We start from the raw sequence: 13,369 nt of genomic DNA, 5'->3' as shown, positions 1-13,369 counted from the left end.
CACCGGCCTTCTGGTCCTCCACCTCGGTCATGTTGGCCTGCTCGCGGGCGAACTTGACGGCCTGCTGGAGCTTGGCCACCCGCTCGCGCAACTCCTTGACCCGGGTGGCGGGCAGGGCGCCGGAGAGCTTCACGGTCGTCCAATAGCCGACCGGGACGTCCTCGGTGTACACCTCCACCTGGGCGGGTGCTTCTCGGTCGCCTCGGCCTTGACGTGGTTGCGCATCACCTTGCGGCTGCGCACCGTCTTCACCGGGTCGGAGGCGTACGCCCCGGGGCGTCGTTGAACGTCCAGGTCTCGGCCGGGTCCAGCACGGGCAGCTTGTCGACGAAGGCGTACAGGTCGACAAGCTGCTTCTCGAGGAAGAGCAGGTACGTGACCGGCACGTCGGCGAGGATCGTCCGGCCGTCCACCACCACGTCGGCCTTGGCCCGGGTGTTCGCGACGTCCTGGGTGAGGACGAGGTCGAAGAGCCGGGTCAGCGACTTGGACACGTCGCCGATCACGTCGGTGGCCGACACCTGGACCCGGGTGGACTCCGGCGGAAGCTGCTCACCCTCCTCGTCCTTCGGCTGGTAGCTGCGGAGATGCCGGACAGCATCGGCGCCTTCTGGATGTTGCGCTGGGCGTCGACGAACTCCCGGGTGGTCTGGGCCTTCACGCCCTTGGTGACCGCGATGATCTGGTTGAGCTTGGCCATGCCGATCTTCCCTTCAGACGGCCAGGACGCTACCAGCGAGCGTCCACGGCAGACGACGGGTTTCGCCGCGCAACTGCCGACCGGCGGGACAGCGGACAGCGGCTCGGGCAGCGTCCCTCAGCGACGTTGCGGGCAGTCTCGGCTGTATGCCATCGCTATCTTGGTCCGGTGATCGAGATCCTGGACAGCCTCGATGTCCTTGCCCAGCCGTCCTTGATCTCCGGACGCTGACCCTCGCCGGGATTCGCTACGGATCGAACGCAGCTGACTCCATCGACCGAGAGCGGATCGAACAGGTCACCCTCTCCCCGATCGTTCACAGGGGGAAGAGCGGCACCGGCATCGAAGCCGAATACTACGGCGCAGACGGCCAGCGGCTCACTCTCGACGAGGTAGTCGCCAGCGTCATCGACGATCACGGCATGCTGCACACTGCTGACAAAGTCAGCTACAAGATCGCGGGTGAAGGGTGGTCGGCTTCGCGTTGTACGGCGCGGAGCGGGGCGCGCTGGCCTACTTCAGTTCGCTGCGGTCGTACGAGCAGTTCCTTACCGCGTTCGGGACACCCGACAGCGTCGAACGCCATGAGGGCTTTGGCGAACTGCTGGGATACCGCAACTACTACTGGGGCTCGAAGAAGCAGGCGTACTGGACAGCTGGGACGGCCGGTTGTCGTCCGTGAATCTGGGCGACTACGACGGTAACCACGGGCCTAAGCCAGCGTCCTGAGCTTCGATGGCTACATGCGGTCCGGGGCGGCGATGCCCAGCAGGTACAGGCCCTGGTGCAGGACTCGGGCGGTGAGGTCGCACAGCGCCAGCCGGCTGTCCCGCACCTCGCCCTCGGCGCGCAGGACCGGGCAGTGTTCGTAGAAGCCGCTGAAGGTGGCGGCGAGGGTGTGCAGGTAGCCGGCGAGCCGGTGGAACTCCAGGTTCTGCTCGACGCGGTGACGACGGTGCCGAACGCGGCCAGTTCGAGGGCGAGGGCGTGTTCGGCTGGGTGCACGATCGAGATCGGGGTCGCGGTGAACTGCTCGATCCCGGCGCGACGGAAGATGGACCGGATCCGGGCGTGGGCGTACTGCAGGTACGGAGCGGTGTTGCCGTCGAGGGCGAGCATCCGTTGCCAGTCGAAGACATAGTCCTTGATCCGGTCGGTGGACAGGTCGGCGTACTTGATGGCGCCGATGCCGACCGCGCGGGCAACGTCGGCGACGGTGGCTTCGGGGAGGTCGGGGTTCTTCTGCCGGGCCAGTTCGGCGGCCCTGGTCACGGCCTCGTCGAGCAGTCCGACAAGTTTGATCGAGCCACCGGCCCGGCTGCGCAGCATCTTGCCGTCGGAGCCGAGGATCGAGCCGAAGCCGATGTGTTCGGCCTTCGCTGGCGGGGTCAGCCATCCGGCCTGCCGGGCGACCGCGTACACCATCTCGAAGTGCTGCCGCTGCGGCAGCCCCACGACGTAGAGCAGTCGGGTCGCGCCAAGATCCCGGGTCCGGTGCCGGATCGCCGCGAGGTCGGTGGCGCCGTAGCCGTATCCGCCGTCGCGCTTACGCACGATGATCGGCAACGGCTGCCCGTCGCGCCCCGTGAAGCCCTCGGGGAAGACGCAGGCGGCGTCGCCGCTGTCCCGCAGCAGCCCGAGCCGGTCCAGTTCGTCGGTCACCGGAGCGAGCATGTCGTTGTAGTAGCTCTCGCCGTGGAAGTCCTCCTCGGTGAGCAGGACGCCGAGCTGGTCGTAGACGGTGAGGAAGTACTCCTCCGACTCGGCCACCAGCAGCCGCCACAGCCGTAGGGTCAGCTCGTCGCCGCTCTGCAGGGCGACCACCCGCCGCCTGGCCCGCTCCTTGAAGGCGTCGTCGGTGTCGAACTTGACCCTGGCCGCCTTGTAGAACGAGTCCAAGTCGCCGACGGACAGTTCGTGGGCGGCCTCCGACTCGCCCAGGTCGAGCAGGTGCTCGATGAGCATCCCGAAGGGGGTGCCCCAGTCGCCCAGGTGGTTGGCCTTGATCACCCGGTGTCCGAGCCACTCCAGCAGCCGTACGGCGGCGTCACCGATGACGGTCGACCGGAGGTGCCCCACGTGCATCTCCTTGGCCACGTTCGGCGCCGAGTAGTCGATGACCACCGTCTCGGCAGCGGCGCTCACCGCGACGCCGAGCCGGGTGTCGACGGCCATCCTCGACAGCAGCGCGCCGAGAGCCGGGTCGGCGACCGTCAGGTTGATGAACCCCGGACCGGACACCTCCACAGCCGAGCAGAGGTCCGCCAGCTCTGCCTGACCGAGGACCTCGGTGGCGATCTCCCGGGGCGGGCGGCCGAGCCGACGTGCCAGGGACAGGGCGGCATCGGACTGGTAGTCCGCGTGCTGCGACCGCCGCACGACCGGATCGACCGGCCCGCCGGCCACGACGGAGAACGCCTGCGCCAGCCGGTCGGCCAGCAGCTTTTCAAGATCCATGAAAGGTACGCCAATCTCGCTCCGATCCGCCTCGGGCAGGGAGGCGGATCTTCCGGAATCGTTCAGGGAGCGGATCGATCGACGACCAGTTACCGGCGGATCGATCCGCCGGACGCGAAGGGGTCAGCTGAGGCGGTCGAGTGTGGCTCGCAGGCGAGCCAAGGTTCGCTCACGTCCGAGGATCTCGATCGACTCGAACAGCGGCAGCCCGACAGTGCGGCCGGTCACTGCGACCCGCACCGGCACCTTACCGAGCTTGAACCTCCGCACGGACAACAGGCTACCGAACCACCTCCGCCCAGCCCGACCAATATCCGGGTCGGAGCTTCCGGGATGCAAGGACTGCTAGATCAAGATGATCATGACGGGTACGGGCGAGGGCCGCCGGCGTGCTCTCCCCCACCCGGCTGGCGGCGCGCAGGTGGCGCAGGAAGTGCCGGCGGGTGGTTTCCTGGCGTCAGCAGGGGAAGACCAAGATCACACGTGGCCTCTGGGCTGGTGGGGCGGACGGGACTCGAACCCGTGACCGAGGGATTATGAGCCGATCGGCTACCCCCATACTGAGCTGCGGTGACACAGATTGTCCGGGTTCATGTTGTGCGTTCCGTGACTCTGTCGACCCCAAGTGGACCCGTAAGGCTTGATCCGTGTCCCCATGGGGACGATGATCTGTCCCCATGGCGAGCATCGAGCGACGAGGGGACTCCTGGCGGGTCGTCTGGCGGTACGACGGCCAGAAGCAGTACACCTCGTGGCCTGCCGAGGAATACGCCAACGAGGCGAAATCGATCGTCGAGGGCCACCGAGGGCGCATCACCGCCGACCGCGTGTACACGGATATGGGCATTCCCACGGGGGATTCCAATTCCCCTGCCGATGATGGCATCACTCTGAAACAGTGGTGCGAGGAATGGCTACCGTCGAAGACTCGCATCTCACCTGGAACGCGAGAGCGGTACGAACAACAGCTCCGCGACAGAATATACCCCGCCTTCGGCGACACTCCCCTGCCTCAGCTCACGTCGGTCGCTATCGGCACCTGGCTAAACGAACTACGCGCCAGCGGGATGAGCCAGAAGACGGTGACCCGCTACTACTCGCTGCTGCACACCGCGCTCACCGCTGCCATGCGCCACGGGCACATCAGCGTGAACCCGTGCCACGGCACAGACTTCATCCGGGATCAACGGGCCGACGACGACACCGGTGAGCACCACGCGGTCTACCTGACGCCGCAGCAGTTCGAGCTGCTGCGTGCCCAGTTTGCCAAGCAGTGGCATTCGCTGCTGGATTGCATCGTCGAAACCGGGCTCCGCTGGTCGGAAGTGACCGCCTTGGCCGCAATGCACCTCGTGCCGGCCACTGATTCCTCGGGGCCGAGGTTGAGGGTCTGGCGGGCGTGGAAGGAGGCAAGCGGCAAGCGGTACTTGGGCACGACGAAGGGCCGGGCCAAGCGAGTTCTTCCAATCGGCGACGACCTCTACCGCACACTCACCAAACTCGTCGAGGGGCAGCCGCCAGAGACGCTTATCTTCCGGGATGACAAGGGTGCCCTGGACTACGACCGGATGTACGACCAGGCGTGGAAGCCGGCCCTTCTCCGGGCCCGTCTCTGCCCCACTCACCCACCGACCGGCGAGGGTGAGCGCCTGGAGGGCGCGCGCGGTCGGTGCCGAGACTACGGCGGTACGACGTGGGCGGGGCAGCCGTGTGGCGCCCGGGTTGTCGACGACACGACGCGGTGCGCGGCGCACTACGGCCCCCGGGTCGGATCGGTGTCGGACTGCGACTGTCCCACCGTGCTGCACTCCGCGCCGTCGTGGCACGACCTACGGCACACGTACGCGAGCTGGCTCTTCAGCGACCCCCGGATGACTCCCCTGGCCATCTCGCGGCTGCTTGGTCACCAGCAGCTCGCCACGACGAGCGAGATCTACGGGGACCTGATGCCGCAGGCGATCGACGCTGCGGTGGACGCGGTGGCGGACGCTCGTAAGTCGGCGCGACCGGATTAGGACGCCTGGCGCCCCTGATCCTCGCCGCCGCCTCCGGTGATCAGGTCGATCACGCCGAGGATGACCGCCCTCTGCTGGTCGTTGAGGTCTGGGTCGTTCAGGACGGCTTCGCGGGCGCTGATCCGGCGTTCCGCCGGGGACGGCTCGCCCTCGGCCTGGTCCGGTTCTCCGGGTAGTCGGCCGGCGAGCCGGTGCGCCTCGTCGTTGTCGATGTCGAGCGCCTTGGCGAGGGAGTTAACGACCCGGGCAAGCGGTGGCCGCTTGCCCTTGGCGAGGCGGTCGATGGTGGTACGGGCGATGCCCGAGCGTTCTTTCAGCTCGTCGTCCGTCCAGCCGCGCGTGGCCTGCTCGGACCGCACTCGCAGCCAGAAGGCGTAGGCAACACCCCGTTCGCTCATGTGCAGGTTGTAGCACGTCCGCACGATCCGGACATAGCCCCAGCTCATAGGCGCTGCTAGAGGCCCGTCACTGCAACTTGCACCGTAGCGTCTTGCATCGTCTTGCCGTGTCGTCTAACGTCTTGAATCGCACGGACACGCTACGATTCGATGCAAGGTGGTGAGGGTGCGGGTGGAGACGACGGAGCAGTACCTGACCGTCGACGAGGTCGCGAAGAGCTTGCGGGTCTCCCGCTGGAGCATCGGCCGGTACATCAAGGCCGGCGCGCTCACAGCGATCAAGGCCGACGGCCCAAACGGCTCGATCCGCATCCCGCTCTCCAGCCTCACCGCCTACCTCGAGGCCCACACCGTCAAGGCGGAAGAGAGGACGGGATGACCCAGGCACTGCCCGAGCTCCACCTGCTGGAGGAGGTCGCGGAGCGGTATCGGCTGTCGCTGATCGGTCTCCAGCGGAAGGCCCGGAAGCGGGCGTTCACCCACATCAAGATCGGCAAGCAGCGCTACCTCACCGGCGAGCAGGTCTTGGAGCTACTCCAGGGCGCAACGGTCACGAGCGCGACGGCGAGCCAGCGCGAGCAGGACCTCGCTGGGACGGCGGAGCGGGTCGCCCGCCGCCGGCCCCGCACCAAGACGAGCTGAGCCCCCGGCCGCGGCAACGGCAGAGGGCTCGACACCCGGACAACACGGATCCCTGAAGAGGAGATGTCCAGATGCACGACCAGCCTATCCCGACGATCATCCCGGCCGAGCCGGACACCACCCCCGACCTGACCCCCGCCATCGCCCTGCTCCGCAAGCTGTTCGCCGCCGGCTGGAAGGCGGACCACAGCTACGAGATCGCCGACGACGCCACCGTCTACGGCCTGATCCACCCGTCGGGTCGGGAGGCCAGCGCGGTCGTCTACCCGGACGGACAGCACACGGTGACCCTGTCCGGCCTGGACCTCGGCCAGGTGGTGGGCGCGGTGACCGGTGCCGGGCTCGCCCCGGACAGCGTTCAGCCGGCCTGCCTGAACCTGCTCACCCCGGGACACGGGTGCACCGGAACCCCGGAGCCGGGCGGCCTGCACTGCGCCGACTGCATCAAGGCCGACTGGTGGCTGTCCCTCGCCGCCGACCTGCGCACGATCGCCGAACGGGCCGCCGCCCTCGCCGGCACGGACACGCCGCCGGTCTTCGGCCCCTACCTGGGCATCTACACCAGCTACGTCGAGTCCGACGCGGACCGCGCGGTGCCGGTCGTGGACGCCCTCGCCGCCGCTTTCGGCACGACGGCCCTGACCCAGACCGAGGGGCGGGGGAACAACCGGAGCACCGAGCGGAAGATGAAGGCGACGCTCGGCAAGGTTCGGGTGGCGGCGGCGGCGCGGATGCCGAACCCGCCGACGCGGCAGGAGAAGCTCCGGTCGCGCGTCGAGCTGGAGGCGGAGAACGCGAAGCTGCGCGCCGCGCTCGAGGCCACGCAGGGCGGTGCCCGGTGACCGCCCCCACCATCGACGTCGACGCCCTCCAGGCCCGCATCGCCTACCTGGAGATCCGCGAGGCGCACCTCGAGCAGCGGCTCGCCGAGCGCACCTGGCAGGCCACCACCGACCCGCTCACCGGCCTGTACAACCGGCGCTGGCTCGAGGAGACCTGGCCGGCCGAACGGCCCGCCGGCCTCGCCGTCGCCCTGGTCGATCTCGACCACTTCAAGGACATCAACGACACCCTCGGCCACGCCGCCGGAGACGCCGCCCTGGTCGCGGTCGCCGCCGGGCTGCGCCTGTACGGCACGGCGGTCCGGCTCGGCGGCGACGAGCTGCTGCTGCTCGCCGCACCGGACATGCTGGCCGACCTGGTGACGTCGTGGCCGGTGGACCTGCCCACCGGGCAGATCACGGTCACCGGCACGGTCGGTGTCACCACCGCGCTGGCCGATCTGGCGGAGACGCTGCGCCGGGTCGACGTGGCGATGTACGACGCGAAGCGAACCGGTCGGGGCCTGCGGCAGACGTGGTACCCGGAGCTGGACGCCACGGTGCCGGCTGGCACGGGCCGCCGTCGGGTTCGGGACGTGGCCGCCGCATGGCCGGGCGAGCAGCCGATGCCGCCCGGACCGGCCCGGCCCATGCCGGCCCCGACCCAGCCGGCCCGGCGGGACGACGACGAGCCCACCCAGCCGACCGGCCTGATCACCGTGGACGCCCTGCCGTGCGGGCACATCGCCGGTGACCTGCACGACGAGGAGTGCGCGTACTGGGTCGGGGTGTCGCTCGGCTGGTACCCGGCCCCGGAGGCGTACCTCGCTGGGAGGGCCGCCGCGTGATGGCCGTCGCCCTGGCTGTGGCCCTGGTCGTCGTCGCCGTGCTCGCCGGTCTGCTCTGGGCCGCCGACCGGGACCGCCGCGACGCGCAGGCCGAGAACCGCGAGCTGCGGGCCGAGGTGGTGGCCCTGCGTCGGGCCGCCATCCGGAGCACCGCCGCCGCCCTGCTCACCCCCGACGACATCGCGGCCATCGAGACCTACGCCAACACCCACCGAGAGGACGGACCCCGGTGATCCACCTCGACGCCCCCACCCAGCAGCAGCCCACCGTCGTGCCGGCCCCCACCGTGGGGCCGGCCCCCGACGGCTACATCGGCCGCCACCGGGCCAGCCACGGCCGGCGCGGCGAGCGGCACCTCATCGACCGGCCCGTGCCCGGCGACTGGTCGCCCCTGCACCCGGCCGACCGGCAGGCCCTCGCCCCCGGCTGGTGGGCCACCCGGCAGCTCCCGGCCGGCCCGGACGACCGCACCGGCCGGCTCCGCCTCGACGACATCCAGACCGCGCGTACCGAAGGACCCAGCGCATGACCACCCTGAAGACCCGCCGCCCGACCGGCCGTGTCCCGTGGCCGCTCATCCTCATCGAGGGCGGCGAGAAGTCCGGCAAGTCCTGGGCCTGCGCCCAGTTCTCCACCTCCCCGCGGATCGGCCAGATGTACTGGATCGACCTCGGCGAGGGAGCCGCCGACGAGTACGGCGCCATCCCCGGCGCGAACTACCTGGTCGTCGAGCACAACGGCACCTGGGCGCAGATCCAGGGCGCTGTCGACGCCGTCAAGGCCGAGGCCGCCCGCGCGGCCGCCGCCGGTGAACCGCCGGTGGTGCTGGTCATCGACTCGATGACCGCCGAGTGGGACCTGCTCAAGGACTGGGCCTCCGACAAGGCCCGCCGCCGCCACGAGGTCAAGGTCCGGAAGTACAACGCGAAGCCCCTCGGCCCGGACGAAGAGCCGAAGATCTCGATGGACCTGTGGAACGAGGCCGGTGCCCGCCACCGCAAGCTGATGACCACCCTGATGACCTTCCCGGGCATCGTCCTGCTGACGGCCCGCGGCAAGGAGGTAGCCGCCCTCGACGACGCCGGCAAGCCGATCGAGCGTCAGCGCGAGTACCGGGTCGAGGGCCACAAGACGCTCGGCTTCGACGTGTCGTGCTGGATCCGGCTGGACCGGTCGAAGCCGGGCACGGTGATCGGTGTCCGGTCGGTGCACGTCGGTATCCGGCCCGGCTACGACGACCCGATCGAGCTGGCGCGGAACTGGACGGTCGAGAACATCGTCTTCGACACGCTGCAATGCGCGCCGGCCGAGGCGCACGTCCGGGACCTGGTCGCGATGCAGCCGGCCGAGCCGGACGACGACCGTCCCGTGTCCGGGCCGCCGGCCAACCGGCCGACCTCCGGGCCGCCCGCTGCCCTCTCCGCGGCCGCCACCGGTCTGCTTCACGACCTGGCGCAGGCCAGCGACGAGACCGGGCTCCGCCGGGTGTGGCGGGCCGCCGGCGAGGCGGTCAACGAGGGCCGGATCAGCCCGGCCGAGGCCGAGCACATCCAGGGCCGGTGGAAGGCCCGGAAGAACGAGTTGTTCCCGCCGGCGAAGAACCCGGGCAACGACCCGCAGCGCCGGAAGATGTTCGCCCTCCTCGGCCAGGCCGACATCACCGACCGGGACGAGCGCCTGGCGTACGTCAGCGACATCGCCAACCGGCCGGTCGGCAGCACCAACGACCTCACGGACGACGAGGTGGCCCGGGTGATCGAGCGGACCGAGTCGTTCATCGCCCAGCAGACCCCGCCCGCGCAGCGCGAGATGGAGATGGCCGGATGAGCCATACCCCCACGGACGAGCAGGCCGCGATCATCGAGGCCGCCCGCACCGGCGACGACCTGACCATCGAGGCCGGTGCCGGCACCGGCAAGACGTCCACCCTGAAGATGCTGGCCCGCGACCGGGCGAACCGGCGTGGCGCCTACCTGGCCTACAACAAGAGCATCGCCACCGACGCGGCCAAGGAGTTCCCGAGCAGCGTCACCTGCAAGACGGCGCACTCCTTCGCGTACGGGGCGGTTGGCCGGCAGTACGCCCACCGGCTCAACGGGCCCCGCATTCCGGCTCGGCAGGCCGCGATCATCCTCGGCCTGAACGAGCCGGTGAAGCTCGGCGAGACGATGCTCGCCCCTCAGCAGCTCGCCCGCCTCGTCGGGGAGACGGTGCAGCGGTTCTGCTACTCCGACGACCGCGAGGTCCAGCGGATGCACGTGCCGCTGGTCAACGGCCTCGACCGGCCCGGCCAGGCAGAGCTGGCGAAGTACCTGATCCCCATCGCGCAGAAGGCGTGGGACACCGACCTCACCCAGCTCGACGGCCGGCTGCGCTTCACCCACGACATGTACCTGAAGATGTGGATCCTTGCCGACCCGGTGATCCACGCCGACTACGTGCTGTTGGACGAGGCGCAGGACTCCAACCCGGCCGTCGCCGGCCTGGTGTCGCGGCAGCCGGCGCAGCGGATCCTCGTGGGCGACCGCGCGCAGGCCATCTACGGCTGGCGGGGCGCGACCGACGCCATGGCCAGCTTCGACGGCCGCCGCTTCCAGCTCAGCCAGTCCTTCCGGTTCGGGCCGGCGGTCGCCGCGGAGGCGAACAAGTGGCTGTCCCTGCTGGAAACGCCGCTGCGGCTGACCGGGTACGACCGGATCCCGTCCCGGGTCGGGCCCGTTGACGAGCCGGACGCGATCCTGTGCCGGTCCAACGGCGGGGCGGTCCTGCGGGTCATGGACGCCATCGACCAGGGCCGCCGGGTCGCGCTCGTCGGTGGCGGCACCGACATCCGGCGGATGGCCGAGGCCGCCCAGCGGTTGCAGGCCAAGCTCCCGACGGATCACCCGGAACTGTTCGCCTTCCAGAGCTGGGCGGAGGTCCAGGAGTACGTCGAGCACGACGCGAGCGGGTCCGACCTGCGGGTGTTCGTGCGGCTGATCGACAAGCACGGCACCCGCGAGGTGATCCGGGTGTGTGACGCCCTGGTGGATGAGGACCGCGCGGACGTGGTGGTCAGCACCGCGCACAAGGCCAAGGGCCGGGAGTGGGGGTCGGTGCTGATCGCCGACGACTTCCCGGAGCCCCGCCAGCAGGAGGACGGGACGCACCGGATCGCCGAGGACGAGGCGATGCTGGCGTACGTCGCGGTGACCCGGGCGCAGCGGCAGCTCGACCGGTACGGGCTGGCCTGGATCGACCGGTACGCCGGCCCGGCCGGTGCGGCGCCGGTGCCGCCGGCCCCGCGGTGGCCGGAGTCCGCGATCATGCCGGACGCCCCGGACCCGATCGACGCCGGTGGCGGCGAGATCGTGGATTGCCGCCGGTGCGGCTGCACCGAGAACAGCCCGTGCCCCGGCGGCTGCCAGTGGGCGACCGACGAGGAGCAGATCGCTGCCGGCCTGGAGCCGATGCACGGCGACCTGTGCATGGCCTGCCTGCCCGGGATCGTCGAGCGGGAGCAGGAGCGGGCTGCGGCCGACCAGAAGTCGCGCTGCAACTGCTTCCTGTGTAACCCGGCCATCCGCGCCACCTGGCCCGCCCCGCTGCCCGCCGGAGCGTCCCGTGGGTGAGTACGCGCGCTTCAGCCGCCGGACCCCCGCCGGCCTGTGCGGGGCACACCAGCAGATCTGGCGGGACTGGCAGGACTACTCCTACGACCCGCGCAACCCGCGTGAGGTGGGCGGCGGCCAGTTGATGGACGCCCGCACCACGCACACGGAGCGCGCGGAGGCGTGGGACCGCTACAACCAGGGCCAGATGGACCTGACGGAGCGGATCTGCCGGTCTGGTGAGTCTCCGCAGTGCGGGCCGGCGGTGGTGTCCGGTGGCTGAGGTCATTCCGCTGTTCCCCGGGGCCGGCACCACGCCGGCCCCGGCCGGGCCGCCTCGCCTCCCGGCCGACCTCGACGGCATCGGCGAGCGGTACACCGCCTACGTCGAGGCCCGCGACTCCGGAGCCTGGACGGTCAACCTCTACGCCCGGCTCTGCGCCGACGACATCCCGGCCCTGCGCGACGAGATCCACCACCTGGAGGCGCTCCGCCGGGAGCTGGCCGACGAGCTGGACCGGATCCGGGGCGGTGCGTGATGGCAGCTCCCACGGCCCTCGAGCTCATGTGCACCTGCGGGCACGTCCGGGCCTGCCACCGCGCTGGCCTGAAGTGGGGCGAGAAGTCCTGGGAGGGCTGCCGGCACTGCACCACGTGCGCCACCTTCACGGCCGGCGCCGCGCCGGCACCGGTGCCCGGACCGGAGGTGCTCACCGCCTACGAGTCGTACGCCTGCCGGGCCTGCGGTGCCCGGTACAGCCGGCCGTACGGCGACCACGAGTGCGGGCCGCTGACCCCGGTCACCGTGACCATCACCGTCCGGGCTGGTGTCCGGTGAGCCGCCGCACGATCGCCACGATCCGCCGCCCCGACCCGCACCCGTACCAGGAGTCCGACCAGACGCCCGGCTGCTGCCACCGGTGCCGTCTCCCCGAGGCCAACGGGGTGCACGACCAGGCCGCGGTCGCCGCCCTCGAGGCCGACCGCGATGCCGCCCAAGCCGAACAGCTACGCAGGATCGGAGGAGACCAGTGACCGCCACACCGGACTGTCCGGCCCGCAGGCACGGCACCGCCAGCGCACGCCGCCACCAGCGCTGCTGCTGCCCCGAGGCCATCGCCGCCGCCAAGGCCGCCAACCATCGCGGCTACCTGAGCCGCGGCTACATCCGAGGGTCCGTCAGCAACCAGCGCGCACCCAGACACGGCTTCGACGAGGTCGTCGTGGACCGGGCCGTCGACGGTCCGCGACCGGCGCAGATGACCCTGCCGGAGATTCACGCCGCGATCGACCGACTCACCGCACGCGGCGAGTCCGCCCGGGAGATCGCTAAGCGGCTCGGCGTCACGACGCGCACCGTCACCCGCCAGCGGGCCCGCCGCCGCGCCTCCATCCGGACCGGCTGATGAACCGGGCCGAGCTGCTCCAGGCCGTCATCGCCGAACGGTGGCCGCGGCCGGAGGAGATCGCCCGGGAGCACCCAGAGCACACCGCCTACCGCCGCCGGGTCCTGCTCGTCGCCATGGCCACCCGGCACGACCAGACCGAGGAGAACCATCGTGACCACCACGACCATGCCCCGCCTGCCCCGTGAGCTGACCAACGGCGGGTCGTCCGTCGCCGTCCGGCTGCCCTTCGGTGCTGGCTCCGTCGCCCACCGGCCGACGTACGTCCAGCGGCCCAACGGGAAGTTCGTCTTCGGCAAGGAACAGAGGTCCTCCGTCCCGGTGGCCGCGTGCGCCCAGGACGACGACGAGTGCTCGCTGCTCTCCGCCGCGTGGGCGGACCACCGCGGCGCCCAGGCGTGCACCGAGGACGCCTGCTGGCCGGACGCCGAGCCCCGCTGACCGTACGGTCCGGGCCTCACCTCCCCGGGGCCCGGACCGCCACCCCGACCG

19 protein-coding genes and 3 pseudogenes are annotated in these 13,369 nt (G+C 70.6%); 17 read left to right on the top strand and 5 right to left on the bottom strand.

Annotation, left to right across the window (positions count from 1 at the left end):
- Both GA0074692_RS37105 and GA0074692_RS33680 read right to left on the bottom strand, forming a co-directional pair.
- Positions 1-700 (bottom strand): annotated as a pseudogene (locus GA0074692_RS37105) (DUF7873 family protein); the annotation flags it as partial.
- Positions 701-855: 155 nt separating this feature from the next.
- Positions 856-1,119, bottom strand: a complete 264-nt coding sequence (locus GA0074692_RS33680; RefSeq protein WP_141725093.1) for a hypothetical protein — start codon at positions 1,117-1,119, stop codon at positions 856-858.
- A 50-nt stretch (positions 1,120-1,169) separates the two neighbouring features.
- Here GA0074692_RS33680 and GA0074692_RS00230 point away from each other — a divergent pair, with 50 nt between their 5' ends.
- The gene (locus GA0074692_RS00230; protein WP_091638496.1) at positions 1,170-1,382 is read left to right on the top strand and encodes a hypothetical protein; all 213 of its coding nucleotides are present in this window, start codon (positions 1,170-1,172) and stop codon (positions 1,380-1,382) included.
- 57 nt (positions 1,383-1,439) lie between these two features.
- Here the strand turns inward: GA0074692_RS00230 and argS are convergent.
- Both argS and GA0074692_RS34455 read right to left on the bottom strand, forming a co-directional pair.
- Positions 1,440-3,157: pseudogene (gene argS / locus GA0074692_RS00225) on the bottom strand (arginine--tRNA ligase).
- Positions 3,158-3,280: 123 nt separating this feature from the next.
- Positions 3,281-3,424, bottom strand: a pseudogene (locus GA0074692_RS34455) (glutamate--tRNA ligase); the annotation flags it as partial.
- Between the two features lie 410 nt (positions 3,425-3,834).
- Between GA0074692_RS34455 and GA0074692_RS00220 the strand changes: the two are divergent.
- Positions 3,835-5,172, top strand: a complete 1,338-nt coding sequence (locus GA0074692_RS00220) for a site-specific integrase (RefSeq protein WP_091638495.1) — start codon at positions 3,835-3,837, stop codon at positions 5,170-5,172.
- On the opposite strand, the gene GA0074692_RS00215 is transcribed toward GA0074692_RS00220, so the two are convergent.
- Complete coding sequence (locus tag GA0074692_RS00215) at positions 5,169-5,618, bottom strand: helix-turn-helix domain-containing protein (protein ID WP_091638494.1); 450 nt, start codon at positions 5,616-5,618, stop codon at positions 5,169-5,171. The two genes, GA0074692_RS00220 and GA0074692_RS00215, sit on opposite strands and share 4 nt — an antisense overlap.
- A gap of 118 nt (positions 5,619-5,736) precedes the next feature.
- Between GA0074692_RS00215 and GA0074692_RS00210 the strand changes: the two genes are divergently transcribed.
- The 15 genes from GA0074692_RS00210 (at position 5,737) to GA0074692_RS00145 (ending at position 13,318) form a co-directional block, all read left to right on the top strand.
- Positions 5,737-5,949, top strand: coding sequence for a helix-turn-helix domain-containing protein (locus GA0074692_RS00210; RefSeq protein WP_176738223.1), 213 nt, complete (start codon positions 5,737-5,739; stop codon positions 5,947-5,949).
- Positions 5,946-6,212 (top strand): hypothetical protein, encoded by a 267-nt coding sequence (locus GA0074692_RS00205; protein ID WP_091638492.1) that lies wholly within the window; start codon positions 5,946-5,948, stop codon positions 6,210-6,212. The genes GA0074692_RS00210 and GA0074692_RS00205 overlap by 4 nt, the downstream gene beginning before the upstream one ends.
- A gap of 71 nt (positions 6,213-6,283) precedes the next feature.
- Positions 6,284-7,054: a hypothetical protein gene (locus GA0074692_RS34450; RefSeq protein WP_176738222.1), complete on the top strand. Its 771-nt coding sequence runs from the start codon at positions 6,284-6,286 to the stop codon at positions 7,052-7,054.
- The gene (locus GA0074692_RS34445) at positions 7,051-7,881 is read left to right on the top strand and encodes a GGDEF domain-containing protein (RefSeq protein ID WP_091654730.1); all 831 of its coding nucleotides are present in this window, start codon (positions 7,051-7,053) and stop codon (positions 7,879-7,881) included. Before GA0074692_RS34450 ends, GA0074692_RS34445 begins: the two co-directional genes overlap by 4 nt.
- A complete protein-coding gene (locus tag GA0074692_RS00195) occupies positions 7,878-8,114 on the top strand; it encodes a hypothetical protein (RefSeq protein ID WP_176738221.1) in 237 nt (78 codons plus the stop codon). The genes GA0074692_RS34445 and GA0074692_RS00195 overlap by 4 nt, the downstream gene beginning before the upstream one ends.
- A complete protein-coding gene (locus GA0074692_RS00190) occupies positions 8,111-8,410 on the top strand; it encodes a hypothetical protein (RefSeq protein ID WP_091638489.1) in 300 nt (99 codons plus the stop codon). The genes GA0074692_RS00195 and GA0074692_RS00190 overlap by 4 nt, the downstream gene beginning before the upstream one ends.
- Positions 8,407-9,708 (top strand): AAA family ATPase, encoded by a 1,302-nt coding sequence (locus tag GA0074692_RS00185; protein WP_091638488.1) that lies wholly within the window; start codon positions 8,407-8,409, stop codon positions 9,706-9,708. Before GA0074692_RS00190 ends, GA0074692_RS00185 begins: the two co-directional genes overlap by 4 nt.
- Positions 9,705-11,492 (top strand): UvrD-helicase domain-containing protein, encoded by a 1,788-nt coding sequence (locus tag GA0074692_RS00180; protein WP_091638487.1) that lies wholly within the window; start codon positions 9,705-9,707, stop codon positions 11,490-11,492. The genes GA0074692_RS00185 and GA0074692_RS00180 overlap by 4 nt, the downstream gene beginning before the upstream one ends.
- On the top strand, positions 11,485-11,754 hold the full coding sequence (locus tag GA0074692_RS00175; RefSeq protein WP_091638486.1) for a hypothetical protein: 270 nt from the start codon (positions 11,485-11,487) through the stop codon (positions 11,752-11,754). Before GA0074692_RS00180 ends, GA0074692_RS00175 begins: the two co-directional genes overlap by 8 nt.
- On the top strand, positions 11,747-12,010 hold the full coding sequence (locus GA0074692_RS00170; RefSeq protein ID WP_245730035.1) for a hypothetical protein: 264 nt from the start codon (positions 11,747-11,749) through the stop codon (positions 12,008-12,010). Before GA0074692_RS00175 ends, GA0074692_RS00170 begins: the two co-directional genes overlap by 8 nt.
- On the top strand, positions 12,010-12,309 hold the full coding sequence (locus tag GA0074692_RS00165; protein WP_091638485.1) for a hypothetical protein: 300 nt from the start codon (positions 12,010-12,012) through the stop codon (positions 12,307-12,309). The genes GA0074692_RS00170 and GA0074692_RS00165 overlap by 1 nt, the downstream gene beginning before the upstream one ends.
- Positions 12,306-12,506 carry a hypothetical protein gene (locus GA0074692_RS00160; protein ID WP_091638484.1) on the top strand — a complete coding sequence of 67 codons (201 nt, stop codon included), beginning with the start codon at positions 12,306-12,308 and terminating at the stop codon, positions 12,504-12,506. Before GA0074692_RS00165 ends, GA0074692_RS00160 begins: the two co-directional genes overlap by 4 nt.
- A complete protein-coding gene (locus GA0074692_RS00155) occupies positions 12,503-12,877 on the top strand; it encodes a helix-turn-helix domain-containing protein (RefSeq protein WP_091638483.1) in 375 nt (124 codons plus the stop codon). The genes GA0074692_RS00160 and GA0074692_RS00155 overlap by 4 nt, the downstream gene beginning before the upstream one ends.
- Complete coding sequence (locus GA0074692_RS00150; protein WP_091638482.1) at positions 12,877-13,065, top strand: hypothetical protein; 189 nt, start codon at positions 12,877-12,879, stop codon at positions 13,063-13,065. Before GA0074692_RS00155 ends, GA0074692_RS00150 begins: the two co-directional genes overlap by 1 nt.
- Entirely contained in the window at positions 13,031-13,318 is a 288-nt protein-coding gene (locus GA0074692_RS00145) for a hypothetical protein (protein WP_141725091.1), read from the top strand. Before GA0074692_RS00150 ends, GA0074692_RS00145 begins: the two co-directional genes overlap by 35 nt.
- Positions 13,319-13,369 lie beyond the last annotated feature (51 nt).

Source organism: Micromonospora pallida (assembly GCF_900090325.1).
In the GTDB taxonomy this organism is placed as follows: Bacteria; Actinomycetota; Actinomycetes; order Mycobacteriales; family Micromonosporaceae; genus Micromonospora; species Micromonospora pallida.
This window is presented reverse-complemented; position numbering and strand designations above follow the sequence as displayed.

Coding starts and splice junctions, on each gene's coding strand:
- GA0074692_RS00180 (WP_091638487.1), top strand. CDS start 9,705: ATGAGCCATACCCCCACGGACGAGCAGGCCGCGATCATCGAGGCCGCC.
- GA0074692_RS00220 (WP_091638495.1), top strand. CDS start 3,835: ATGGCGAGCATCGAGCGACGAGGGGACTCCTGGCGGGTCGTCTGGCGG.
- GA0074692_RS00215 (WP_091638494.1), bottom strand. CDS start 5,618: ATGAGCTGGGGCTATGTCCGGATCGTGCGGACGTGCTACAACCTGCAC.
- GA0074692_RS00185 (WP_091638488.1), top strand. CDS start 8,407: ATGACCACCCTGAAGACCCGCCGCCCGACCGGCCGTGTCCCGTGGCCG.
- GA0074692_RS00205 (WP_091638492.1), top strand. CDS start 5,946: ATGACCCAGGCACTGCCCGAGCTCCACCTGCTGGAGGAGGTCGCGGAG.
- GA0074692_RS34450 (WP_176738222.1), top strand. CDS start 6,284: ATGCACGACCAGCCTATCCCGACGATCATCCCGGCCGAGCCGGACACC.
- GA0074692_RS00165 (WP_091638485.1), top strand. CDS start 12,010: ATGGCAGCTCCCACGGCCCTCGAGCTCATGTGCACCTGCGGGCACGTC.
- GA0074692_RS00150 (WP_091638482.1), top strand. CDS start 12,877: ATGAACCGGGCCGAGCTGCTCCAGGCCGTCATCGCCGAACGGTGGCCG.